The 22168-nt window shown below is 39.7% G+C and carries 23 protein-coding genes and 2 tRNA genes; 23 read left to right on the top strand and 2 right to left on the bottom strand.

All coding sequences use genetic code 11. The annotated features are described in order from the left end of the window. Nucleotides 1-66 precede the first annotated feature (66 nt). The 21 genes from IGJ99_RS09975 (at nucleotide 67) to IGJ99_RS09875 (ending at nucleotide 15370) form a co-directional block, all read left to right on the top strand. Nucleotides 67-813, top strand: a complete 747-nt coding sequence (locus IGJ99_RS09975; protein WP_010734882.1) for an alpha/beta hydrolase — start codon at nucleotides 67-69, stop codon at nucleotides 811-813. Nucleotides 814-815: 2 nt separating this feature from the next. Next, entirely contained in the window at nucleotides 816-3179 is a 2364-nt protein-coding gene (gene rnr / locus IGJ99_RS09970) for a ribonuclease R (protein WP_023520038.1), read from the top strand. 33 nt (nucleotides 3180-3212) lie between these two features. Next, a complete protein-coding gene (gene smpB, locus IGJ99_RS09965) occupies nucleotides 3213-3677 on the top strand; it encodes an SsrA-binding protein SmpB (protein WP_010734884.1) in 465 nt (154 codons plus the stop codon). A 301-nt stretch (nucleotides 3678-3978) separates the two neighbouring features. Continuing rightward, nucleotides 3979-4698 (top strand): F0F1 ATP synthase subunit A, encoded by a 720-nt coding sequence (gene atpB, locus IGJ99_RS09960; RefSeq protein WP_010734885.1) that lies wholly within the window; start codon nucleotides 3979-3981, stop codon nucleotides 4696-4698. A gap of 49 nt (nucleotides 4699-4747) precedes the next feature. Beyond that, nucleotides 4748-4963 carry an ATP synthase F0 subunit C gene (gene atpE / locus IGJ99_RS09955; protein ID WP_010734886.1) on the top strand — a complete coding sequence of 72 codons (216 nt, stop codon included), beginning with the start codon at nucleotides 4748-4750 and terminating at the stop codon, nucleotides 4961-4963. 101 nt (nucleotides 4964-5064) lie between these two features. After that, nucleotides 5065-5589, top strand: coding sequence for a F0F1 ATP synthase subunit B (gene atpF, locus IGJ99_RS09950; protein ID WP_010734887.1), 525 nt, complete (start codon nucleotides 5065-5067; stop codon nucleotides 5587-5589). After that, nucleotides 5576-6118, top strand: coding sequence for an ATP synthase F1 subunit delta (gene atpH, locus IGJ99_RS09945; RefSeq protein WP_010734888.1), 543 nt, complete (start codon nucleotides 5576-5578; stop codon nucleotides 6116-6118). The genes atpF and atpH overlap by 14 nt, the downstream gene beginning before the upstream one ends. Nucleotides 6119-6140: 22 nt before the next feature. Next, complete coding sequence (atpA, locus tag IGJ99_RS09940; protein ID WP_010734889.1) at nucleotides 6141-7697, top strand: F0F1 ATP synthase subunit alpha; 1557 nt, start codon at nucleotides 6141-6143, stop codon at nucleotides 7695-7697. Nucleotides 7698-7710: 13 nt separating this feature from the next. Further along, the gene (locus tag IGJ99_RS09935; RefSeq protein WP_010734890.1) at nucleotides 7711-8613 is read left to right on the top strand and encodes a F0F1 ATP synthase subunit gamma; all 903 of its coding nucleotides are present in this window, start codon (nucleotides 7711-7713) and stop codon (nucleotides 8611-8613) included. A 22-nt stretch (nucleotides 8614-8635) separates the two neighbouring features. After that, a complete protein-coding gene (gene atpD, locus IGJ99_RS09930; RefSeq protein ID WP_010734891.1) occupies nucleotides 8636-10042 on the top strand; it encodes a F0F1 ATP synthase subunit beta in 1407 nt (468 codons plus the stop codon). Nucleotides 10043-10055: 13 nt separating this feature from the next. Further along, nucleotides 10056-10478: a F0F1 ATP synthase subunit epsilon gene (locus tag IGJ99_RS09925; protein ID WP_010734892.1), complete on the top strand. Its 423-nt coding sequence runs from the start codon at nucleotides 10056-10058 to the stop codon at nucleotides 10476-10478. A 311-nt stretch (nucleotides 10479-10789) separates the two neighbouring features. Further along, nucleotides 10790-11020, top strand: coding sequence for a DUF1146 family protein (locus IGJ99_RS09920; RefSeq protein WP_029594144.1), 231 nt, complete (start codon nucleotides 10790-10792; stop codon nucleotides 11018-11020). A gap of 95 nt (nucleotides 11021-11115) precedes the next feature. Further along, complete coding sequence (gene murA, locus IGJ99_RS09915; protein WP_010734894.1) at nucleotides 11116-12417, top strand: UDP-N-acetylglucosamine 1-carboxyvinyltransferase; 1302 nt, start codon at nucleotides 11116-11118, stop codon at nucleotides 12415-12417. Between the two features lie 14 nt (nucleotides 12418-12431). Continuing rightward, nucleotides 12432-12608, top strand: coding sequence for a DNA-directed RNA polymerase subunit beta (locus IGJ99_RS09910; RefSeq protein ID WP_010734895.1), 177 nt, complete (start codon nucleotides 12432-12434; stop codon nucleotides 12606-12608). Nucleotides 12609-12820: 212 nt separating this feature from the next. Further along, nucleotides 12821-13096 carry a membrane protein insertion efficiency factor YidD gene (yidD, locus tag IGJ99_RS09905; RefSeq protein WP_010734896.1) on the top strand — a complete coding sequence of 92 codons (276 nt, stop codon included), beginning with the start codon at nucleotides 12821-12823 and terminating at the stop codon, nucleotides 13094-13096. A gap of 32 nt (nucleotides 13097-13128) precedes the next feature. Next, entirely contained in the window at nucleotides 13129-13578 is a 450-nt protein-coding gene (locus IGJ99_RS09900) for a GNAT family N-acetyltransferase (RefSeq protein ID WP_010734897.1), read from the top strand. Nucleotides 13579-13643: 65 nt separating this feature from the next. Continuing rightward, entirely contained in the window at nucleotides 13644-14528 is an 885-nt protein-coding gene (locus tag IGJ99_RS09895; protein WP_438770800.1) for an ROK family protein, read from the top strand. A gap of 74 nt (nucleotides 14529-14602) precedes the next feature. Beyond that, entirely contained in the window at nucleotides 14603-14836 is a 234-nt protein-coding gene (locus IGJ99_RS09890; RefSeq protein WP_010734899.1) for a DUF2969 domain-containing protein, read from the top strand. An 87-nt stretch (nucleotides 14837-14923) separates the two neighbouring features. Then, nucleotides 14924-15004, top strand: a tRNA-Tyr gene (locus tag IGJ99_RS09885). 6 nt (nucleotides 15005-15010) lie between these two features. Then, a tRNA-Gln gene (locus IGJ99_RS09880) sits at nucleotides 15011-15082 on the top strand. Between the two features lie 117 nt (nucleotides 15083-15199). Then, nucleotides 15200-15370 (top strand): hypothetical protein, encoded by a 171-nt coding sequence (locus IGJ99_RS09875; protein WP_010734900.1) that lies wholly within the window; start codon nucleotides 15200-15202, stop codon nucleotides 15368-15370. A gap of 52 nt (nucleotides 15371-15422) precedes the next feature. On the opposite strand, the gene IGJ99_RS09870 is transcribed toward IGJ99_RS09875, so the two are convergent. Continuing rightward, nucleotides 15423-16031 (bottom strand): TetR/AcrR family transcriptional regulator, encoded by a 609-nt coding sequence (locus IGJ99_RS09870; RefSeq protein WP_137072622.1) that lies wholly within the window; start codon nucleotides 16029-16031, stop codon nucleotides 15423-15425. Between the two features lie 173 nt (nucleotides 16032-16204). On the opposite strand from IGJ99_RS09870, the gene IGJ99_RS09865 reads away from it, so the two are divergent. Beyond that, on the top strand, nucleotides 16205-20434 hold the full coding sequence (locus IGJ99_RS09865; RefSeq protein ID WP_438770799.1) for an acyl-CoA dehydratase activase-related protein: 4230 nt from the start codon (nucleotides 16205-16207) through the stop codon (nucleotides 20432-20434). 237 nt (nucleotides 20435-20671) lie between these two features. After that, nucleotides 20672-21379, top strand: a complete 708-nt coding sequence (locus IGJ99_RS09860) for a GntR family transcriptional regulator (RefSeq protein WP_010734905.1) — start codon at nucleotides 20672-20674, stop codon at nucleotides 21377-21379. Nucleotides 21380-21463: 84 nt separating this feature from the next. On the opposite strand, the gene IGJ99_RS09855 is transcribed toward IGJ99_RS09860, so the two are convergent. Further along, complete coding sequence (locus IGJ99_RS09855) at nucleotides 21464-22108, bottom strand: YigZ family protein (RefSeq protein ID WP_023520031.1); 645 nt, start codon at nucleotides 22106-22108, stop codon at nucleotides 21464-21466. Nucleotides 22109-22168: the final 60 nt, after the last annotated feature.

Genomic DNA, 22168 nt, shown 5'->3' with positions numbered 1-22168 from the left:
AAAAGAACCGTTATATAAGAAGGTATTTGCTAACTATGGTAAAATAAGGCTAATGAGGTGAATAAAATGAAAAGTCTACCACAACCTATTTATGAAAAACATGGGAAGCGTGCAATCCTCTTATTGCATGCGTATTCAGGTAGTCCAAATGATGTACGGATGTTAGCCCGTTTTTTAGAGAAATCAAACTATTCGGTCTATGCCCCAATGTTTACAGGACATGGCACGCTTGCTCCAAATGAGATCTTAGAACAGGACGCTGAGACGTGGTGGCAAGACACGAAACAAGCGATCAAGTTTCTCAACGATGAAGGATTTTCTGACATCGCCGTATTAGGATTGTCGATGGGTGGCATTTTTGCCGTTCGAGCATTATCAGAATTTCCGATGATAGGAGGCGGATTTTTTTGTTCGCCAATTTCTCCAGTAGAAAATCATGTGCCGGAGAATTTTGAGAATTATGTACGCCAGGTCTTGAAAATTGCCGGTGAATCGGAGTCGATGATCGAACAAAAAGTCGAAAGCTTTCGGCCACGAGTACAGCAACAATTAATAGATATTCAAGAGCAAGCAGCAATAACAGAAAGTAAGTTATCAGATATCCAAAAACCAGTATTCATGGCTCAAGCGGGTCAAGATGAAATGATTGATCCTTATGGTGTCTACGAGACAGCAAAAAAACTTACGCAAACTGACATTTCCTTACACTGGTATCCAGAAAGTAAGCATGTGATCACAGTAGGAATAGCAAGAAAAGCGTTTGAAAAGGATGTATTGGATTTTCTAGAGAACTTACCTTGGAATGAGGAATAATAATGACAAAAGAAACATTAAAAGAAAAAATCATTTTCTTTATTGAAAGCAGTCGCAAGAAAAGTTTTTCGATGGAAGAAATCGCTGAAGGTCTTGGCTTTCAAAAAAGCGAAGATTTTAAATTACTAGTGCAAACCATCGCACAGATGGAAAGAGAACAAAGTATCGTATTTACCAAAAAAGGAAAAATCAAACTGCCACTTCAGCCTATTTTGATTGAAGGAACGTTCCGCGCAAATGAGCGAGGATTTGGGTTTGTCACGATCGATCCTGAAGAAGATGATGTGTATATCCCTAAAGAAGCGACTGGCTATGCGATGGACGGGGATACTGTTGCAATCGATATCGTCAAAACGGCGGATGCCTTTTCGGATCGTGGAGCCGAAGGAAAGGTCGTTGAGATTCGTCAACGCGCAACCACACAAATTGCCGGAGAGTTCATCGCTTATACAGAAGATGAAATGGCAGAAACGGATCTTTATGGAGTAGTCATTCCAAAAGATAAAAAAATGAATCAATTCAAAGTGTACGCCGCAGCAGAAGGTGTCCGTCCAGTAGATGGAAGTATCGTGCTGATCGAATTGACCCATTATCCAGAAAAAAGCTATGCAACGAGTTTAGAAGGAATCATCAAACAAGTCATTGGTCATAAGAATGATCCTGGGATGGATATTTTATCGATTGTCGTAGCCAATGGAATACCGACCCAGTTTCCGGATGATGTATTAAGCGAAGCAGATGCTGTACCAGATAGTATCAGTGACAAAGATTTGATTGGTCGCAGGGATTTACGTGACCAATTGATCGTGACGATCGATGGCGAAGATGCCAAAGATTTAGATGATGCAGTCACAGTTAGAAAGTTAGATAATGGGAATTACTTTTTAGGCGTCCACATTGCCGATGTTTCATATTATGTGACAGAAGGCAGTCAATTAGATCGTGAAGCCTATGAACGTGGAACAAGTGTGTATTTGACTGATCGTGTGATTCCGATGATCCCGCAACGTTTATCAAATGGTATTTGTTCGCTGAATCCTAAGGTTCCTCGTTTAACGATGAGTTGTGAAATGGAGATCGACCCAACAGGGAAAATCATTTCTCATGAGATTTTTCCAAGTGTGATCCAAACAACAGAGCGAATGACTTATACAGCAGTCAATCAGATCTTAGAAGAGCAAGACGAAGAAACTATGGCTCGCTATGAACCATTGGTTCCTATGTTTCAAGCGATGGGTGAGTTGCATGAGATCTTAGAGACGATGCGTATTCGTCGTGGTGCGATCTCTTTTGAAGATCGGGAAGCCAAAATCATGGTTGATCCAGACGGTCACCCTCAAGATATCCTCTTGCGGAGTCGTGGTGTAGGAGAACGTTTGATTGAATCCTTTATGTTAGCAGCCAATGAAACGGTGGCAGAACATTATTCACGTGCGAATTTCCCTTTTATTTATCGTATCCATGAGCAACCAAAAGAAGAGAAAATGCAACGATTCTTTGATTTTGCATCTGCTTTAGGGATTTTAGTCAAAGGAACGAAGGGCACGATCACACCTAAGGACTTACAAAAAGTGATCGAAGATGTTGAAGAAAAACCGGAGTCAGCAGTGATCAATACCATGTTGTTAAGAAGTATGCAACAAGCACGCTATTCTGAGGATAATTTTGGTCATTACGGATTAGCAGCAGAGTACTATACACATTTCACGTCACCGATCCGTCGTTATCCAGACTTGATCGTGCATCGTTTGATTCGTTCATATGGTCAAGATCCAAGTGAAAGCAATCAGACGCATTGGGAAAATGCACTGCCTGATATTGCCGATCATAGCTCGAAAATGGAGCGACGTGCAGTTGAAACAGAACGTGAAGTGGACTCAATGAAGAAAGCCGAGTTTATGATGGATAAAGTGGGAGAAGAATTTGATGGGATCATCAGCTCTGTGGTGAAATTCGGGTTATTCATCGAACTTCCAAATACAGTAGAAGGTTTGATCCATATCAATGAATTGAAACAAGATTACTTCCACTACATTGAAAACCATCTAGCGCTCGTTGGTGAGCGGACAGGATTAACTTTCAAGATCGGACAAAAAGTTCGAGTAAAAGTAGTCAAGGCTGATCCTACGGAGCGAGCGGTTGATTTCGAATTAGTCTCCGCAGAGGAATTGGCACCGTTGGAAGCGCCAAAAGGAAGAAGAAAAGAAGCCAATAAAGGTTCTTCAAAACATTCAAATGGACGGCAAACGGACAAGAAAAAACGTCCGAAGAAAGCCGATAGTAAATATGGTCCAAAAAAAGAAAAAGGGAAAAAAGGGAAAAAACCTTTTTACAAAGGCGTCACCAAGAAGAAAAAGAAAAAATAAATATAAAATGAAAATGAATTGGGGGAATGTCCAATGCCAAAAGGCGAGGGAAAACTGATTGCGCAAAATAAAAAAGCTCGCCATGATTATTCGATCATCGACACAATGGAAGCAGGAATGGTTTTACAAGGTACAGAGATCAAATCTATTCGCAATAGTCGTATCAACTTAAAAGATGGATTTGTTCGTGTGAGAAACGGCGAAGCTTTTTTGCATAATGTCCATGTCAGCCCTTATGAACAAGGGAATATCTTTAATCATGATCCACTAAGAACTAGAAAATTGTTATTGCATAAAAAGCAAATTGCGCGTTTATTGAATGAAACAAAAAATACCGGAATCACGATTGTTCCTTTGAAAGTCTATATCCGAGATGGCTATGCGAAAGTCTTGATCGGATTGGCCAAAGGGAAAAAATCGTATGATAAGCGAGAAGATCTGAAGCGAAAAGATGTGGATCGACAAATTGATCGTACATTAAAAAATTTCTCTAGATAATTTCATTATCCTTTTTCGCATATTCGGTGCTTTTAGATTTACTTAATGATAAAATTTGTTAGCATTTAATCTGATGAAACATGATTATCACAGGTTTTTTCTGAGTTTCCTGGCATCATATCATCCATGTTTTTGATGATTTTTAGACTGAAATAAAAAAGTGTCTAATTTTCATGAAAATACTTTGAAATTTCTATTTCGTGGTGGTATGATACCGTTTGGTTAGAAACCGATAAAGAAAAACCAGATACACACATGAAATTGATTTTATGTGAAATTCGGGGAAAAGAGGTGAAATGGATTGGATGAACGCTCGCTAACGTTCCACATTGGACCGGTTTGGTTTGATGGGACTGTTTGTTTGATGGTGTTGTTAACTTGTTTGATCGTTTTCTTTTTAGTTTACTTCTTTACAAGAAATCTAAAGATGAAGCCAACTGGGAAGCAAAATGCACTTGAATGGGTCATTGATTTTACACGAGGGATCGTTACAGATAATGTGCCTAGAAAAGAATTGAATAATTTTCATTTATTGGCATTTACCTTGTTTCTCTTTGTTTTTGTTGCGAACAATATCGGTTTAGTTACAAAAATCGTCTTACCTAGCGAAACGACACTTTGGAAAAGTCCGACAGCAGACCCGTTTGTAACTTTAACATTGGCATTTATTATGATCACACTTACTCATCTATTCGGGGTGAAGAAGCTCGGCTTCAAAGGTTACTTTGTCAACTCGTTCCTAAAACCTTATAGTTTTATGTTTCCAATGAAGGTGATCGAAGAGTTCACAAACTTGTTAACACTTGCTTTACGTCTTTATGGGAATATTTATGCGGGAGAAGTATTGCTAACCTTAATCGCAAAAATGATGACAAGCTTAGGCTGGTTCTCATTGCCTTTAGCAATTCCGTTAGAGATGGTTTGGATCGCGTTCTCATTATTTATCGGAAGCATCCAAGCATTTGTCTTTGTCACTTTATCAATGGTATATATGAGTCACAAAATCGAAGTAGAAGAGTAAAATAACTAGATTTAATTACTATTTAAACTATTTTAGGAGGAAGTAAATTATGAATTATATCGCAGCAGCAATCGCAATCTTAGGGGCAGCTATCGGAGCTGGTTACGGTAATGGTCAAGTAATTTCTAAAACAATCGAATCAATGGCACGCCAACCTGAAATGTCAGGTCAATTACGTACAACGATGTTCATCGGGGTAGCCTTAGTCGAAGCCGTTCCTATTCTAGGTGTTGTTATCGCCTTGATCCTAGTTTTTGGTGTGTAATAAAAATGCTGAGGTTGCGCGATAGTCAAAAAAGCTATCTACTATTTTATTAAATACGCGATCTAAGAAAACTGGATTCTCAGAGAAAGGAAGGCTAACCTATGCTGAATCAATTGGCAATTGCAGAAGTTGGCAATCCGATGTTAGGTAATATCATCGTTGTCAGCGGCTCATTTTTGATATTAATGGTCCTATTAAAACACTTTGCGTGGGGACCGATCAGCGATATTTTGAAAAAACGTGAAGATAAGATCGCCAATGATTTAGATTCTGCAGAACAATCTCGCATCAAATCAGCAAAATTAGAACAAGAACGTGAGCAACAGTTGTTGGCTTCTCGCTCTGATGCTGCGGATATCATCAAACATGCGAAAGAAAGTGGAGAATTAAGCCGCCAAAATATTTTGAAGGAGACGCAAGAAGAAGTTGCTCGTCTAAAAAGTAAAGCTCAATCGGATATCACGATGGAACGTGATACGGCATTGAACTCAGTCAAAGACGATGTAGCTGAACTTTCTCTTCAAATCGCGGAAAAAATCTTGAATAAAGAATTATCTCCAGAAATGCACGAATCTTTAATCAATCAATATATCGAAGGTCTAGGTTCGTCAAATGAAACTAGATAAATATACAGTAGGTAGACGTTACGGAAAAGCATTATTTGAACTGGCGATCGATTCAAATAATACAGAAGAAATTTACCAAGAACTTCTTAGTCTACGTAAAATCTATGCTGATGTTCCTGAATTAGGGAGTATCCTTAGTGATGTTCGGTTGGAACCTCATGAAAAGCGATTGATCATGGACAAATTAGTCAGTGGTTATCAAGGAATCGTAAAAAACTTTTTAGAAGTCGTGTTCATGTACAATCGGATGAACGATCTACCTTTGATGATCGACGAATATGAACATCGTTACAATGAAAATAATGGTTTGTTACTGGGAAGTGTGACTACAGCAGTCCCACTTTCAGCGGAACAATTGACTAGACTTGAAGAAAATGTCGCTAAAACAATGAACTATCAAACGGTCGAATTGAAGCAACAAGTTGATTCTACGATCATTGGTGGGGCAATTGTAGAAGCAGATCATCAAGTGATCGACGGAAGCATTCGGACGCAGTTGGAAAAATTGCGTAATCAATTAAATAGATAGTACAAAGAGGTAGGTGAATCGAATGGCTATCAAAGCAGAAGAAATTAGTGCCTTGATTAAAGAACAAATTGAACATTATGAAAACGTGCTTTCAGTCGAAGAAATCGGTACAGTCACTTATGTTGGTGACGGAATCGCACGTGCGCATGGACTTGAAAATGCCATGAGTGGTGAACTACTTGAATTTTCGAACGGTTCATATGGTATGGCACAAAACTTGGAATCAAATGATGTCGGAATCATTATCTTAGGTGATTTTGAATCCATTCGTGAAGGGGATAAAGTAAAACGCACAGGAAAGATCATGGAAGTACCTGTAGGGGACGCAATGATCGGACGTGTCGTCAATCCTTTAGGACAACCCATTGATGGGCTAGGAGAAATCGTGACGGACAAAACACGTCCAGTTGAAGCGATGGCACCTGGTGTTATGCAACGTAAATCAGTCAACGAACCAATGCAAACAGGGTTGAAAGCGATCGATGCGTTAGTTCCGATCGGACGTGGACAACGTGAATTAGTCATCGGTGACCGTAAAACAGGGAAAACATCGATTGCAATCGATACAATCATCAACCAAAAAGGTCAAGATATGATTTGTATCTATGTAGCTATTGGACAAAAAGATTCAACGGTACGTACACAAGTAGAAACATTGAAAAAATATGGCGCAATGGATTATACGATCGTAGTCAATGCGGGCGCTTCTCAACCTGCACCATTGCTATACATCGCACCTTATGCTGGAACAGCTATGGGTGAAGAATTCATGTATAACGGCAAACATGTATTGATCATTTTTGATGATCTATCTAAACAAGCTGTTGCCTATCGTGAGCTTTCTTTATTACTTCGTCGACCACCAGGCCGCGAAGCCTATCCAGGGGATGTTTTCTACTTGCACTCACGTTTGTTAGAACGTGCAGCAAAATTAAGTGATGATCTAGGTGGAGGGTCAATGACTGCTTTACCATTTGTTGAAACACAAGCTGGGGATATCTCTGCTTATATTCCAACAAACGTCATTTCGATCACTGATGGACAAATCTTCTTAGAAAGTGATTTGTTCTATGCAGGAACTCGTCCAGCCGTAGATGCAGGGTTATCAGTTTCTCGTGTTGGTGGTTCAGCACAGATCAAAGCAATGAAAAAAGTTGCCGGAACATTGCGTCTAGACTTAGCAAGTTACCGTGAATTAGAAGCATTTACTCAATTTGGCTCTGATTTAGATGCGGCGACACAAGCGAAATTGAATCGTGGTCGTCGTACAGTAGAAATCTTGAAGCAAAAATTACATGCACCTCTTGCAGTGGAAAAACAAGTAGTCATCTTATATGCATTGACACACGGTTACTTAGACAGTATCCCTGTAGATAGCATTTTAGATTTTGAACATGAGTTATTTGAATATCTTGAGACAAATCATGCAGATCTCTTTGAAACGATCCGTACAACGAAAGATCTTCCTGAAGAAGAAGCGTTGAACCAAGCAATTCAAGAGTACAAAGATATCTTTATGGCAACAAAAGGAAATAATTCTTCAACAGAAGACAAATTGAAATCCATTCAAAATGCATAGTGAGGTGAGATGAATGGGCGCTTCATTAAATGAAATCAAGACACGAATCGCGTCAACGAAAAAGACGAGCCAAATCACTCGTGCCATGCAAATGGTCTCAGCCTCTAAATTGACAAAATCTGAAGCTTCTTCACAGAAGTTCCAGATTTATGCCAATAAGGTGAGAGAAATCGTTACGCATTTAACAGCAACACAATTAACTGACATTGCTTCGGCTAATCCAAGAGGAGATGTCAATTATAATAGTATGCTGATCAGTCGACCAGTTAAAAAAACCGGTTATATCGTGATCACAGCTGATGGTGGGTTAGTCGGTGGCTACAATAGTTCCATATTGAAACAAACCATGTCCATCTTGGAAGAAGACCATCAATCACCAGATGAATATGTCATGATCGCCATTGGTGGTACCGGAGCGGATTTCTTTAAAGCTCGTGACATCAACTTAGCGTATGAACTGCGCAATTTGTCTGATCAACCTAGCTTTGATGAGGTTCGTAAAATCGTGAACATGGCAACGACCATGTATCAAAATGAAGTATTTGACGAATTGTATGTATGTTATAACCATCATATCAATTCATTGACTAGTCAATTTCGTGTAGAAAAAATGTTACCTATTTCAGATTTAGATCCGGGAGAAGCGAAAAGCTTTGAGCAAGAATATATTTTTGAACCTTCAAAAGAAGAAATCTTGACTCAACTGTTGCCGCAATATGCCGAAAGTTTGATTTATGGTGCGATCGTCGATGCGAAAACGGCAGAACATGCCGCGGGAATGACTGCAATGAAAACCGCAACAGATAATGCTGCGAACATCATCGATGATTTGACGGTTTCTTATAACCGTGCAAGACAAGGGGCGATCACCCAAGAAATTACCGAAATTGTTGCCGGAGCATCGGCACTAGAATAGCAAGGAGATTGGAGGAAAAAAGATGAGTTCAGGCAAGATTGTTCAAGTAATCGGTCCCGTTGTCGACGTGGAATTTTCTTTAGACCAATCCTTACCAGATATCAACAACGCATTAGTTGTTTATAAAAATGATGAGCAAAAATCAAAAGTTGTTCTTGAAGCAGCATTAGAATTAGGTGACGGTGTGATCCGTACGATCGCAATGGAATCGACGGATGGACTACAACGTGGAATGGAAGTCATCGACACAAGTAAAGCGATCTCTGTACCAGTTGGAACAGAAACATTAGGTCGTGTGTTCAACGTGTTAGGTGAAACAATCGATTTGGAAGCACCATTTCCAGAGGATGCCCAAAGAAGCGAGATCCACAAGAAAGCACCAAATTTTGATGAATTAAGCACAAGTACAGAGATTCTTGAAACTGGGATCAAAGTCATTGACTTATTAGCACCTTATTTAAAAGGTGGGAAAGTTGGATTGTTTGGAGGTGCCGGTGTTGGTAAAACCGTACTGATCCAAGAATTGATCCATAATATCGCCCAAGAACATGGGGGAATCTCAGTGTTTACCGGTGTTGGTGAACGTACCCGTGAAGGAAACGATCTGTATTACGAAATGAAAGATTCAGGCGTAATCGAAAAAACAGCGATGGTGTTTGGACAAATGAATGAGCCACCAGGTGCTCGTATGCGTGTCGCACTAACTGGATTGACGATTGCGGAATATTTCCGTGATGTCGAAGGACAAGACGTGCTCTTATTTATTGATAATATTTTCCGTTTCACCCAAGCAGGTTCGGAAGTATCTGCCTTACTAGGACGTATGCCATCAGCGGTTGGTTATCAACCAACCTTAGCGACTGAAATGGGACAACTCCAAGAACGGATCACTTCAACGAAAAAAGGTTCGATCACTTCGATCCAAGCAATCTACGTGCCAGCGGATGACTATACTGACCCAGCGCCAGCAACGACATTTGCCCATTTAGATGCAACGACAAACTTGGAACGTAAATTGACCGAACAAGGGATCTATCCAGCCGTTGACCCACTTGCTTCTTCATCAAGTGCGTTATCTCCTGAAATCGTAGGAGAAGAACACTACAAAGTAGCGACTGAAGTACAACATGTATTACAACGTTACCGTGAATTGCAAGACATCATCGCTATTTTAGGGATGGATGAATTATCAGATCAAGAAAAAATATTGGTTTCACGCGCTCGTCGAATCCAATTCTTCTTATCACAAAACTTCAATGTAGCTGAACAATTCACAGGTCTTCCAGGTTCTTATGTACCAGTTGAAGAAACTGTCAAAGGCTTCCGTGAGATTCTTGAAGGTAAATACGATGATCTTCCTGAAGAAGCATTCCGCAGTGTCGGCCGAATCGAAGACGTTGTCGAAAAAGCGAAAAAACTAGGCTACTAGAAAGGGGTGCCCCATGGATCAATATTTAACTGTTAATGTGGTTACTCCCGATGGTTTAGTTTATGATCACCATGCGGCAATCGTTGTTGCACGCACTACTGCTGGCGAACTTGGTATTTTACCACAGCATGCGCCAATCATCGTGCCTTTAACGATCGATGAAGTTCGTGTGAAGCGGACAGATTCAGATACACACGTTGACTGGATCGCTGTGAACGGCGGCATCATGGAAGTTCGCGATAACTTAGTTTCAATCGTCGCAGATAGTGCGGAACGTGAACGAGATATCGACGTCACTCGAGCAGAACGCGCAAAACAACGTGCTGAACGCCAAATCGAAGAAGCCAAACAAAAAGAAGATAAGAATGAACTGAAACGGGCAACTGTTGCGTTACACCGCGCAGTGAACCGTATCAATGTATCAAAACATAAGTGATTACTATAATTGACAAGTAATTGAATTATGGCGGGAGAACAACTCCCAAAAGAAGAGATCGGGACAAACACTTATGGGTGCTAATGCAGCCACGTGTGTTTCCCGATCTCTTCTTTTCTTTATCATTCATTGTTAGGATAAAATTTATTTTTTTGGTGTAAAGAAATGATATTTTTCATCCATTTTTCAGAGTTTGTCAAGAAAATTACAGAGATTTATCATTTTTACAACCAATAATTTCTACTTTTATAAAATTTATGGTATCATCAGTGTGTTAGTTATCAAAAACATTTGTTAGAAAGGGCGTAATGATGCAAGTATATGGTATTGATGCAATCATTCGGATCGTTAGTCATTTGGCATTTATTTACTTAGCCTTTTGGTCTTTGCGTTCTTTACGCGTTGACGCTTTTTTTCGTTCAATGCATACGACACAAATTAGAATGGCAATTGTCCTTTTTTCAATTTTTTTAGGGTATACAGCGAGCAGTTTTTTCTTAGAGATCATTGCGCTATGTCGAAATCTTTTCGTCAGCCTATAATTTTAAAAAAAGGTACTATTTTAAAACAAGAAGTGATATAATAAAAAAGATTTTGAGCGAATGTATACTCAACGGATTTTTTTGGGGGGAACAACATGGAAGAGATCATCGTAAAAGGTGGCAATCAATTAAAAGGAACAGTAAAGATCGAAGGAGCAAAGAATGCGGTATTGCCGATTTTAGCCGCAAGTTTATTGGCTGAAGAAGGAACGACCGTTTTAGATAATGTGCCAATTCTTTCTGACGTGTTCACTATGAATCAAGTGATCCGTCATTTGAACGTAGATGTAGCGTTTGATGAAGAGAATAATCGTGTGACACTTGATGCATCGAGAGAATTAGAAATTGAAGCACCTTATGAATACGTAAGCCAAATGCGTGCGTCAATCGTTGTGATGGGACCATTATTGGCTAGAAATGGTCATGCAAAAGTTGCAATGCCTGGTGGATGTGCGATTGGAAAACGTCCGATCGATTTACACCTAAAAGGTTTTCAAGCCTTGGGTGCAAAAATCATTCAAAAGAATGGTTATATCGAAGCAATCGCCGATCAACTGATCGGAAATACGATCTATTTAGATTTTCCAAGTGTTGGTGCGACACAAAACATCATGATGGCTGCTGTCAAAGCAAAAGGCACGACGATCATTGAAAACGTCGCACGTGAACCTGAAATCGTTGATTTAGCGAATATCTTAAATAAAATGGGTGCGAATGTTTATGGCGCTGGTACAGAAACGATGCGTATCGAAGGCGTTGATCATTTGCATGCAGTCAACCATTCAATCGTCCAAGACCGTATCGAAGCTGGTACTTTCATGGTAGCAGCAGCAATGACTGAAGGCAATCTATTGATCGCTGATGCGATTTCTGAGCATAATCGTCCATTGATCTCTAAATTGATCGAAATGGGTGCAACGATCACTGAAGAAGACGGTGGCGTTCGTGTCATCGGACCAAAACATATTTTACCAACAGATGTAAAAACAATGCCACATCCTGGTTTCCCAACGGATATGCAAGCACAAATGACTGCTATCCAGTTGGTTGCAGAAGGTACAAGTGTTGTGACTGAAACAGTCTTTGAGAACCGTTTCCAACATCTTGAAGAAATGCGCAGAATGAATGCACATGTAAAAATCGATGGCAACATTGCAATCATGGATGGTAATCACGAATTACAAGGTGCTGAAGTCTATGCAACAGATCTAAGAGCAGCAGCAGCGCTCGTATTAGCTGGTTTGAAAGCAAATGGAATTACACGCGTTCGTAACCTAAAATATTTAGATCGTGGCTATTATAATTTCCATATTAAATTGCAACAATTAGGTGCAGATGTGGAACGTGTAAATGTAGAAGAAACACCAGTCGAAAAAACACCACAAACAATCGCTTAAGGATGTGACGAGAGATGACGAGTCCACGCTATATTTTGATAAGTTTGGTAAAAATTTTAGCTGTCATTTTACTTGTACTCCTATTATTCATCATTGGAACAATGATCGGATATGGTTTGATTGGCGGTGGAAGTCCATTCAAGGTCTTTCAACCGAGCTTATGGTTGCATATCTTCGATTTCTTTAGTTAAGTGTGTACACTAGGTAACAGATAAGATAAAAAGAGGTTGTGGCAAAAGCGTACAGCTCCGAGAAATAAGCGCCAAAATCCGAAAATAGCTTTTCATATTTTTGGGTTTTGGCGCTTATTTCTGTAGGAGTTGCTTTTAGAACACCGTTTATCCGGTTATAGGGGATGGTAAGTGGATGTATGACCAATCCTCTTTTTTATGGAGATGAGAATATGAAAAAGATTTTAATTTATTTAGTTCGAGGATATCAGCGTTTTATTTCACCTGCGTTCCCACCAAGTTGTCGGTATTATCCAACTTGTTCTAATTACATGATCCAAGCCATCCAAGTACATGGTGCGCTCAAAGGAACCCTAATGGGAACAGCACGCATCTTTCGTTGCCACCCATTTGTGAAAGGCGGTATCGATTATGTGCCTCGTAACTTTCGTTTGACGCGTAATAAAGAAGATCAATCGATGCCAGACTATAAAAAATACAAAAAATAGAGTCATTGATTTTTATTAGATGGGAGAAAGCGATGTTTCAACAATTGAACAAAAGTGACTTACCATGGGCATTACTACTAGAAGCCGATCCTGATAAAAACAAAGTGATCGCTTATGTGACCAATGGCGATGGATTTATCTGGAAAGAGCAGGATGAAGTGATTGGTGTGCTTGTTTATGAAATCAGAGAAACGGAATGTGAGATCATGAATGTTTCTGTTGCTGATGCGCATCAAGGAAGAGGAATCGGTGGCAAGCTGATTGACCATGCACTCGAACAGTTTAGCAAAGAATGCAAACAACCAACAAAAATACTGATCCGTACAGGAAGTATCACGAATCCAGCGTTACATCTTTATCAAAAAAAAGGCTTTAAAGAAGTATCAAGAGAAAAGGATTACTTCATCAATAACTACCCAGAACCAATCTATGAAGAAGGAATACTTCTGAGAGATCAAGTCACTTTATCCAAAGAATTATAGAATAAAAAGAAAGCGTTTCATAGTGGAAATAATGATGAAAAACTATCGAGGAGGAACAAATAATTATGGGGATTTTAGCATTCGATTTTGGTGGTTCAGCTGTCAAATATGGTTATTGGGAACAAGAAACACTAACACATAAATGTCAGTTCACAACACCAGCTACATGGAAAGAAATGAAAGCGCAATTATCATTGGTATTCCAACAATTATCACAAGAAGTAGCAATCAGTGGGGTCGCCTTTAGTGCACCAGGTGTTGTGAACAGCCAACGACAAGTGATTGAAGGTATCAGCGCGATCCCTTATATCCATGGGTTTGATATTTATACTGAATTAGAGGAATTATTTGGTCTGCCAGTTGCTATGGAAAATGATGCGAATTGCGCGGGAATGGCTGAGTTTTATGAAGGTGCTGCTCGTGGCTATCAAAATGTTGCTTTTGTAGTAATTGGTACAGGCGTAGGTGGTGCGATGTTCACTAATGGTGAATTGAATAAAGGCGCTCATCTTTATGGCGGAGAATTTGGCTTGATGTTTCTTAATGGGGAGCATACATTCAGTACATTAGGAACGGCAGTCCAAATGGCGTGGCGGTATTGTGAACGCAAAGGATTAGATAAACATACCTTTAGTGGAAAAGAAGTCTTTGAATTAGCAGAAAATGGTGATCCGCTCGCACAAGAAGAAGTTGAATCTTTTTATGATTATTTAACAAAAGGGTTATTTAGTATTCAATTTTCTTTTGATCCAGAAGTGATCGTATTGGGTGGCGGAATTTCTGCAAAAGAGGGATTACTGACAGAAATCAATCAACGGATGAAAAAATTGACGAATCATTTTGGGTTGAATGATTTTGATCCATTGATCACCCTGTGTGAGTATCGCAATGATGCGAACCTGATAGGGGCAGCAGCAAATTATCTAGCGCAACACGAAGCAGGAAAATAAATTATCAAATAGAAGGCACGCAGTGAATGTTTTCTGCCGTTAAATGTGATAAACTATTGAGGAGGTGGGAAATAATGTCAAAAAAGAATAAAGATATTGAAGTGCGTACCGAAGAGATCAAAAAAACGATCAAAGGGAACACATATGAGGTAACGCAGTTATTTATTGGTAAAAAAATGATCGGTGAAATTTTAGCGTATGGCCCAAAAGAATTTGAGATTTTCTTGGGAGAAGAAGACTTTGGCAAAGAAAAAAGTCTTGAAAATGCGATAGAAACAGTAATTCGTCATTGGAATTTACACGAATAAAAAAATATCAAAAAAATTTTCAATAAAGGGTTGCAATCACTTGGAAAATTAGGTATTATAACTAAGTCAGGTTGATACAAACCTTTCGGAGGAGTAGCGAAGTGGCTAAACGCGACGGACTGTAAATCCGTTCCTTAGGGTTCAGTGGTTCGAATCCACTCTCCTCCATTTCATTGGGGTATAGCCAAGCGGTAAGGCAAGGGACTTTGACTCCCTCATGCGTTGGTTCGAATCCAGCTACCCCAGTTCCTAGAGTGATCAGTTGCAGATCACTCTTTTTTTTGTGTAAAACACCTTGTTTCTTGCTGATTTTGCTATTATAGGCTAGAGTAGATATAAGAAGAAAAAAAGGAGGCGGCACAAATGAAGTGGAAACAAAAAGTAGATGAAACAGCAGAAAAAATTTACGATATGATCAAATCGGAGAAGTACAATGTAGAGATCCATGTACCGAAAAAATCAGAAAAATTTGTCCAAATCAAAGCGAAACGTCCAACAAATCATACCAAAAAATGGTTGTCTAAAAATCGTTAAGAATAACAAAAGCTCTGAAGTTCACATAATCTTGTGTTCTTCAGAGCTTTTGTTATTTTTCAATCTCAATCCCTAAGACGGTCAAGTGACCATTTCCCACTAATTTGATGACTAAAGTAGCTAACTGCTGTGGTGTCATCTCGGTATCACTAGTGACCCACCAATGTAAAGTACCGGTGAAAATGGCAGTTATGTATTCTGTGATAAAGTCAATAGGTACTTCTAGTTCGTTCTCTGTGATTTTTAGACGATCAAAGATAGTGGCGTATTTTTCTGATAAGAAAATTTTTAACTTTTTCCTGAAAAACTCGATCGAAGTGCCGTCCAAAGTCGTAATAAATATGGCTTTGTTCTCAGCCACCAATTGGTAAATTTGAGTTAAGGCGCGGTTGACCCGTTTCAGCTTCAATTTATTGTCTTCCATCAAGGGTTCCAAATCTAAGATCGAGGTAAATGTCTGGATAGCGATATGGAATAAATGCTCATAAAGATCTTGTTTATCTTTGAAATGAGCATAAAAAGTCGCACGATTGATCATTGCTTCATCGGCAATTTCTTGGATCGTGATTCGCTCCATACTTTTTGTTTCTAGTAAACGTAAGAATGCTTCAATAATCATTTTATTGGTACGTTTCACTCGAAGATCGTTTTTCTTCATCATAAAAATCTCCTCACTTTTGGTCGACAAATCGCACACGATTGTTGTTTATCTCACAAACTGACGATTATTGCTTATTGAAATCGCTCTAAATCGTTTTAAAATAGATATATGTAGTATAACAGACGGTTTGTTCAATGTTAAACAAAGCGTTTTTTTAAGAAGGTGGCGAGACGATGAAAATGTACGGAGGTATCGATGTAGGTTCAACGACAGTAAAATTAGTGATTCTTGATAACCATGGCGAAACTCTTTTTGCTAAATACGAACGACATTATGCAGATATCAGAAAAGCAACCATCAACATATTAGAAGAAGCCAAAACAACCTTACAAGATCAGGGGATTGCTTTTGCCATCACTGGTTCTGGCGGTATGGGATTAGCGGAACATCTACAATTACCTTTTATCCAAGAAGTGATTGCATGTACAAAAACGATCGAAGAAAGGATTCCCGAAACAGATGTAGCAATTGAATTAGGGGGAGAAGATGCCAAAATCACTTTTTTTGGTTCTTCTTTAGAACAACGCATGAATGGTAGCTGCGCGGGAGGGACAGGCGCGTTTATTGATCAGATGGCAGCACTATTGAAAACCGATGCAAATGGGTTGAATGAACTAGCCAAAGCGTACCAACAGCTTTATCCAATTGCCTCTCGCTGTGGTGTATTCGCTAAAACGGATGTACAACCACTGATCAATGAAGGAGCGGCGAAAGCCGATATCGCTGCTAGTATTTTTCAAGCCGTCGTCAATCAAACGATCGCTGGTTTAGCAGCAGGCAGAAAGATCAAAGGAAAGGTCGCCTTTTTAGGTGGCCCACTTTACTTTATGTCCGAATTGCGCCAACGCTTTATTGAAACGCTTGGTCTATCGACAGAAGAAGTGATTTTTCCAGAAAATCTGCAACTATTCGTAGCATTAGGGGCAGCTTATCACGCAAAAACTTCAAAGGAAAAAACACTCAGTGAATTAATCCAGAAATTGAAAAGCCAAGAGCAAAAGTTGCTTCATCCATCTCGTTCTTTAGCGCCACTGTTTCAGAACGATCAAGAGTTAGCTGATTTTCGCAGTCGACACGAAAAAGCGAAGGTGCAAGAACGTGCGCTAGCTACCCATCAGGGGGTGGCTTTTCTAGGTATTGATGCTGGTTCGACAACGACGAAAGTCACCTTGATCAATCAATCAGGAGAGCTATTATTCTCGTTTTATGGAAACAATGAAGGACAGCCTTTAGAAACAACCATCAACGTATTGAAAAATATGTATCAGCAAATGCCCAAAGGCTGCTTTATCGGTAAAGCGGTAGTGACTGGATATGGTGAAGCGTTGATCAAGAGTGCGTTGAAAATCGATATTGGTGAAGTCGAAACGATGGCGCATTATAAAGCAGCAAATTTTTTTCAACCAGGTGTCGATTTTATTTTAGATATTGGCGGACAAGATATGAAGGCAATGACGATCAAGGACGGCGCATTGTCCTCGATTCAATTGAACGAAGCCTGTTCTTCAGGTTGTGGTTCATTTATCGAAACATTTGCTAGGTCATTAGGTTATGGAATCCAAGATTTTACGGTTGCAGCTATTTCAGCCAAGAACCCTGTGGACTTAGGTTCCAGATGTACGGTCTTCATGAATTCAAAGGTCAAGCAAGTCCAAAAAGAAGGCGCTTCTGTTGGAGACATCTCGGCTGGTCTATCTTATTCTGTGATCAAAAATGCGATCTACAAAGTGATCAAAATCAGAAAACCAGAAGATCTAGGCAATAAGATCGTGTGCCAAGGTGGAACCTTTTACAACGATGCAGTCTTGCGAGCATTTGAAACAATCAGTGGAAGAGAAGTTGTTCGTCCTTCTATCGCAGGATTGATGGGTGCATATGGGGCTTCTTTGATTGCTTTGGAAGAATATCAAAAAGGGGAAATAAGTGAAGTACTCTCATTCGAAGAATTGTCTCAGTTGACGACAGAAAAAGAATTGACGCACTGTGGGTTGTGTGAGAATAATTGCCTATTGACGGTCACTTTATTTTCTGATGGTCGGAAGTTGATTTCTGGTAATCGTTGTGAACGTGGGGCACAGATCAAAATCAAAAAAGCCGATAAGAAAATCAATTTAGTGGCTGAAAAATCTCGGCAATTATTCCGTTACCGTCCATTACGAAAAACAGAAGCTGTCAACGGGGAAATCGGGATTCCAAGAGTATTGAATATGTATGAAAACTTTCCTCTTTGGCAGACTTTCTTTCGTACTTTAGGCTTTCGAGTAGTCTTATCCCCTCGTTCGAGTAAGGAAATCTACGAACAAGGAATCGACACGATTTCAAGTGATACCGTCTGCTATCCAGCGAAACTGGTGCATGGCCATATCCAGTCACTGATCGATGCTGGTGTTCCCTGCATTTTTTATCCGGGCGTGATCTTTGAGCAAAAGGAGAACAACCAAGCGGACAATCATTTTAATTGTCCCATCGTTCAAAGTTATCCAGATGTCATCAAAAATAATGTCGATGCGATTCGGGAAGGAAGGATCGATTACCGTCAGCCGTTTTTGAATCTAGCGAACGAAGCATCAGTGGCAAAGACGTTACACCAAACATTTTCTGACTATGGATTTTCAGAAGATCAAATAAAAGAAGCCTTACACCAAGGATATGAAGCATTAGCCGATTTTAAAAAAGAAATTCAGCAAAAAGGAGAAGAAACCTTGAGGATGCTACATCAAAACAATGAACGTGGCATCGTCCTTGCAGGTCGCCCTTACCATCTAGATCCGGAAATCAATCATGGGATTGCAGAATTGATCACACAAGAAGGCTTCCATGTCTTGACAGAAGATAGCATTGCTCATCTAGGAGATGTGGGGCAATTACGAGTAGTGAATCAATGGGTCTATCAATCAAGATTATATGCAGCTGCCCGAGTCGTCGCCAAATCTAAGGAGTTAGAATTAGTGCAATTAAACTCTTTCGGGTGTGGTATCGATGCGGTGACAACTGATCAAGTGGAAGAAATCATGGCGCAATATGGCAAGTTATACACTGTCCTAAAAATCGATGAAGGTGCAAATTTAGGTGCCATCAGGATACGCTTGCGCTCATTAAAAGCGGCAGTCAATGCACGAACCAAACAACAATTTCGCCCAACGAAACAATTTCTTACACCGGAAAAAATCACCTTTACCAAAGAAATGAAGAAAACACATACCTTGTTATTGCCGATGTTAAGTCCTATCCATCAATCTGGTTTAGTTGATGTTGCTCTAAAATCCTCGGGATATCGAGTCGTTTGTTTGCCAAGTGAAAGTGGCAGTGCCGTTGATGTTGGGTTGAAGTATGTCAACAATGACGCGTGTTATCCAGCAATCATCTCGATTGGGCAAATAGTCGAGGCATTGGAAAGTGGCACATATGATTTAAATCATACCAGCGTGATGATGACCCAAACAGGAGGTGGATGCCGAGCGACTAATTATATCCCACTACTTCGCAAGGCGCTTGATGAAGCTGGCTTCCCACAGATACCTGTGGTTTCTGTGTCTTTCGGCAATCAAGGGGTAGAATCTTCTCCTGGTTTTACGTTCACATTGCCATTGTTGAAACGTTTAGCTGTTGCTTTTTTATATGGCGATCTTTTTGAACGAGTCGTTTACCGCACTCGACCGTATGAGATAGAAAAAGGCGCGATTGATGAAATACACCATCAATGGCTTGAACGAGTGGAACGCAATGTCAAAAATGGTTCTTTGACAAATTTCAATCGAAATATGGCGAAAATCATCCATGATTTTGACACGGTTCCGCTAACGAACCAAACGAAACCTAAAGTAGGGATTGTTGGAGAGATCCTAGTCAAGTATTCACCGACAGCCAATAATGATATCGTCCGATTATTAGAAGAAGAAGGAGCTGAAGTCGTTGTACCTGATATCATGGGCTTTATGAATTATTCGATATACAATCAAATCTGGAAATATGAATATTTAGGTCATTCGAAAAAAAGTAAATGGGTCGCGCAGTTTCTTATCCGCTTGATTGAATATGTTGTAAAGCCAATGGATAAAGCATTAAGGAAATCACAACGCTTTGATGGAATAACACCAATTCATCAATTAGCAGAGGGAGCAAGCCAGATTTTATCAATTGGCAATCAGACCGGAGAAGGCTGGTTTTTAACCGGTGAGATGATTGAATTGTTGGAAAATGATGTGCCTAATATCGTTTGTATGCAACCATTTGGCTGTCTACCGAATCATGTCGTAGGCAAAGGGGTATTCAAAGAGCTTCGTCATCGTTACCCAAAAGCCAACATTACGGCAATCGATTATGACCCAGGTGCTTCCTTAGTCAATCAATTGAATCGAATCCGTTTGATGATGGCAACGGCCATGAAAATACTGGATCAATGATTAGTTGGGTGAACTTGAGCCAGCCTTTTTTGATTCTGTCGTTTCCGAGCAAGAATAGTAAGGGCTTGTTACTTTAATTACTTATTGAATAAGAGTGAATGATCATAGGTCTATATCCAAACGCTATTATATCGGAGGGCAAGGCAGTGGAATGAACAGCATGATGGGCTCTTTTTTGTTGAGAATTAGGTATATACCAGTTATAATAAAATAGAAATGAAAGGACGGGTAGATGTTATGTCGAATCAATTACCGGTATATATACAAATTCACGATCAAATCAAAAGTGAAATCGAGCAAGGCGTCTGGAAAATTGGAGATCGTCTTCCTTCAGAAAGAGAATTAGCCATCAAGTTTAATGTTAGTCGAATGACTTTAAGACAAGCAATCCAAAACTTAGCCGATGAAGGAATCCTTGAAAGAAAAATTGGATCAGGTACCTACGTGGCACGAGAAAAAGTCCAAGAAAAGATGTCTGGTGCAACCAGTTTTACCGAAATCATGGAATCACAAAATCGTGTACCATCCAGTCGAACGATTTCTTATTTTCTCACGTCACCCAGTTCGAGTGAAATGGAGAAATTGCAACTAAAAAAAGATGATACTATCTTACGAATGGAACGTATTCGTTTTGCTGATGATATCCCTATTTGCTTTGAGATTGCGAGTATTCCGCAAAAAATCATCGACGGATACAGCAAAGCAGAAATTACGGAGTCATTGTACCGAACACTCGAAGAAAAAAGAGGAAACAAGATCGGTGCGGCGAAACAAACAATTTCAGCAGTCTTAGCTTCAGAAAAAATTGCTGAATATTTAGAGGTCAAGCGAGGAGATGCTGTTTTACGTTTAAGACAGATCTCTTACTTTGAAGATGGCACGCCATTTGAATACGTACGTACCCAATATGTCGGCGACCGCTTTGAGTTTTATTTAGAAAGATGATCGTTCATATTGAATAAAAAGACCAGAGAATAGTCATTGGCATAGCTGCCTTCTATTCTTTGGTCTTTTTCTCTATGATCAGGCTCATTCTCTTGTTTGAATGAGTTGTTCATGATAAGAAACAGCGCCTTCAGTAAATGTCACTTGACCGCTCAAAAGTTCAATGATTGCTTCTTGGAAAGCAGAGACCTCTTTTTCATTGATCATGCAAACAACGATGACTTTTTCTGTATAGCGGATTTCTTTCACATTCACCTGCTGGAGTGCCAAGAAGTTTTCTATTTTTCCTAGCTGGGGATAGGCAATATGAATCGATAATTCTTGTTGCAATGTCCCTTCAACGATGCCAATTTCTTGTAATGCGTGGGAAACCGAATGCGCATATGCACGAATCAAGCCGCCTGTACCTAATTTGATCCCGCCGAAATAACGAGTCACAACAGCCGCAACATTGATTAGTTCATTTTTTTTGATTACTTCTAGCATCGGCACGCCAGCAGTTCCACTCGGTTCACCATCATCGCTACTTCGTTGAATCTCATTTTTTTCACCAATCACGAACGCACTACAATTATGATTGGCTTTCCAATGTTCTTTTTTTGTTTCTTGGATAAATTGTTTTGCTTCTTCTTCCGTTTCAACTCGTTTCAGTGAGCAGATAAAACGTGATTTTTTTATTTCAAGCTCACTTTGACCATTTTCTTTGATCGTGTAATAACGTTCTAACATCTGTTTCACTACTTTCATTGTTTGTTCTCGTCTCTTTTCAAGTATAGAGAATTTTTTTCT

The organism is Enterococcus sp. AZ095b, assembly GCF_051714725.1.
Lineage (GTDB): Bacteria > Bacillota > Bacilli > Lactobacillales > Enterococcaceae > Enterococcus_B > Enterococcus_B pernyi.
This window is presented reverse-complemented; position numbering and strand designations above follow the sequence as displayed.

What these genes read in the sequence shown, in the direction of transcription:
- IGJ99_RS09860 (WP_010734905.1), top strand. Translation starts at nt 20,672, where the DNA reads ATGTCGAATCAATTACCGGTATATATACAAATTCACGATCAAATCAAA.
- atpE (WP_010734886.1), top strand. Translation starts at nt 4,748, where the DNA reads ATGAATTATATCGCAGCAGCAATCGCAATCTTAGGGGCAGCTATCGGA.
- IGJ99_RS09910 (WP_010734895.1), top strand. Translation starts at nt 12,432, where the DNA reads ATGACGAGTCCACGCTATATTTTGATAAGTTTGGTAAAAATTTTAGCT.
- IGJ99_RS09870 (WP_137072622.1), bottom strand. Translation starts at nt 16,031, where the DNA reads ATGATGAAGAAAAACGATCTTCGAGTGAAACGTACCAATAAAATGATT.
- atpA (WP_010734889.1), top strand. Translation starts at nt 6,141, where the DNA reads ATGGCTATCAAAGCAGAAGAAATTAGTGCCTTGATTAAAGAACAAATT.
- smpB (WP_010734884.1), top strand. Translation starts at nt 3,213, where the DNA reads ATGCCAAAAGGCGAGGGAAAACTGATTGCGCAAAATAAAAAAGCTCGC.
- IGJ99_RS09925 (WP_010734892.1), top strand. Translation starts at nt 10,056, where the DNA reads ATGGATCAATATTTAACTGTTAATGTGGTTACTCCCGATGGTTTAGTT.
- IGJ99_RS09935 (WP_010734890.1), top strand. Translation starts at nt 7,711, where the DNA reads ATGGGCGCTTCATTAAATGAAATCAAGACACGAATCGCGTCAACGAAA.
- IGJ99_RS09920 (WP_029594144.1), top strand. Translation starts at nt 10,790, where the DNA reads ATGCAAGTATATGGTATTGATGCAATCATTCGGATCGTTAGTCATTTG.
- murA (WP_010734894.1), top strand. Translation starts at nt 11,116, where the DNA reads ATGGAAGAGATCATCGTAAAAGGTGGCAATCAATTAAAAGGAACAGTA.
- atpD (WP_010734891.1), top strand. Translation starts at nt 8,636, where the DNA reads ATGAGTTCAGGCAAGATTGTTCAAGTAATCGGTCCCGTTGTCGACGTG.
- atpH (WP_010734888.1), top strand. Translation starts at nt 5,576, where the DNA reads ATGAAACTAGATAAATATACAGTAGGTAGACGTTACGGAAAAGCATTA.
- IGJ99_RS09865 (WP_438770799.1), top strand. Translation starts at nt 16,205, where the DNA reads ATGAAAATGTACGGAGGTATCGATGTAGGTTCAACGACAGTAAAATTA.
- IGJ99_RS09895 (WP_438770800.1), top strand. Translation starts at nt 13,644, where the DNA reads ATGGGGATTTTAGCATTCGATTTTGGTGGTTCAGCTGTCAAATATGGT.
- IGJ99_RS09890 (WP_010734899.1), top strand. Translation starts at nt 14,603, where the DNA reads ATGTCAAAAAAGAATAAAGATATTGAAGTGCGTACCGAAGAGATCAAA.
- IGJ99_RS09975 (WP_010734882.1), top strand. Translation starts at nt 67, where the DNA reads ATGAAAAGTCTACCACAACCTATTTATGAAAAACATGGGAAGCGTGCA.
- IGJ99_RS09855 (WP_023520031.1), bottom strand. Translation starts at nt 22,108, where the DNA reads ATGTTAGAACGTTATTACACGATCAAAGAAAATGGTCAAAGTGAGCTT.
- IGJ99_RS09900 (WP_010734897.1), top strand. Translation starts at nt 13,129, where the DNA reads ATGTTTCAACAATTGAACAAAAGTGACTTACCATGGGCATTACTACTA.
- rnr (WP_023520038.1), top strand. Translation starts at nt 816, where the DNA reads ATGACAAAAGAAACATTAAAAGAAAAAATCATTTTCTTTATTGAAAGC.
- atpF (WP_010734887.1), top strand. Translation starts at nt 5,065, where the DNA reads ATGCTGAATCAATTGGCAATTGCAGAAGTTGGCAATCCGATGTTAGGT.
- yidD (WP_010734896.1), top strand. Translation starts at nt 12,821, where the DNA reads ATGAAAAAGATTTTAATTTATTTAGTTCGAGGATATCAGCGTTTTATT.
- IGJ99_RS09875 (WP_010734900.1), top strand. Translation starts at nt 15,200, where the DNA reads ATGAAGTGGAAACAAAAAGTAGATGAAACAGCAGAAAAAATTTACGAT.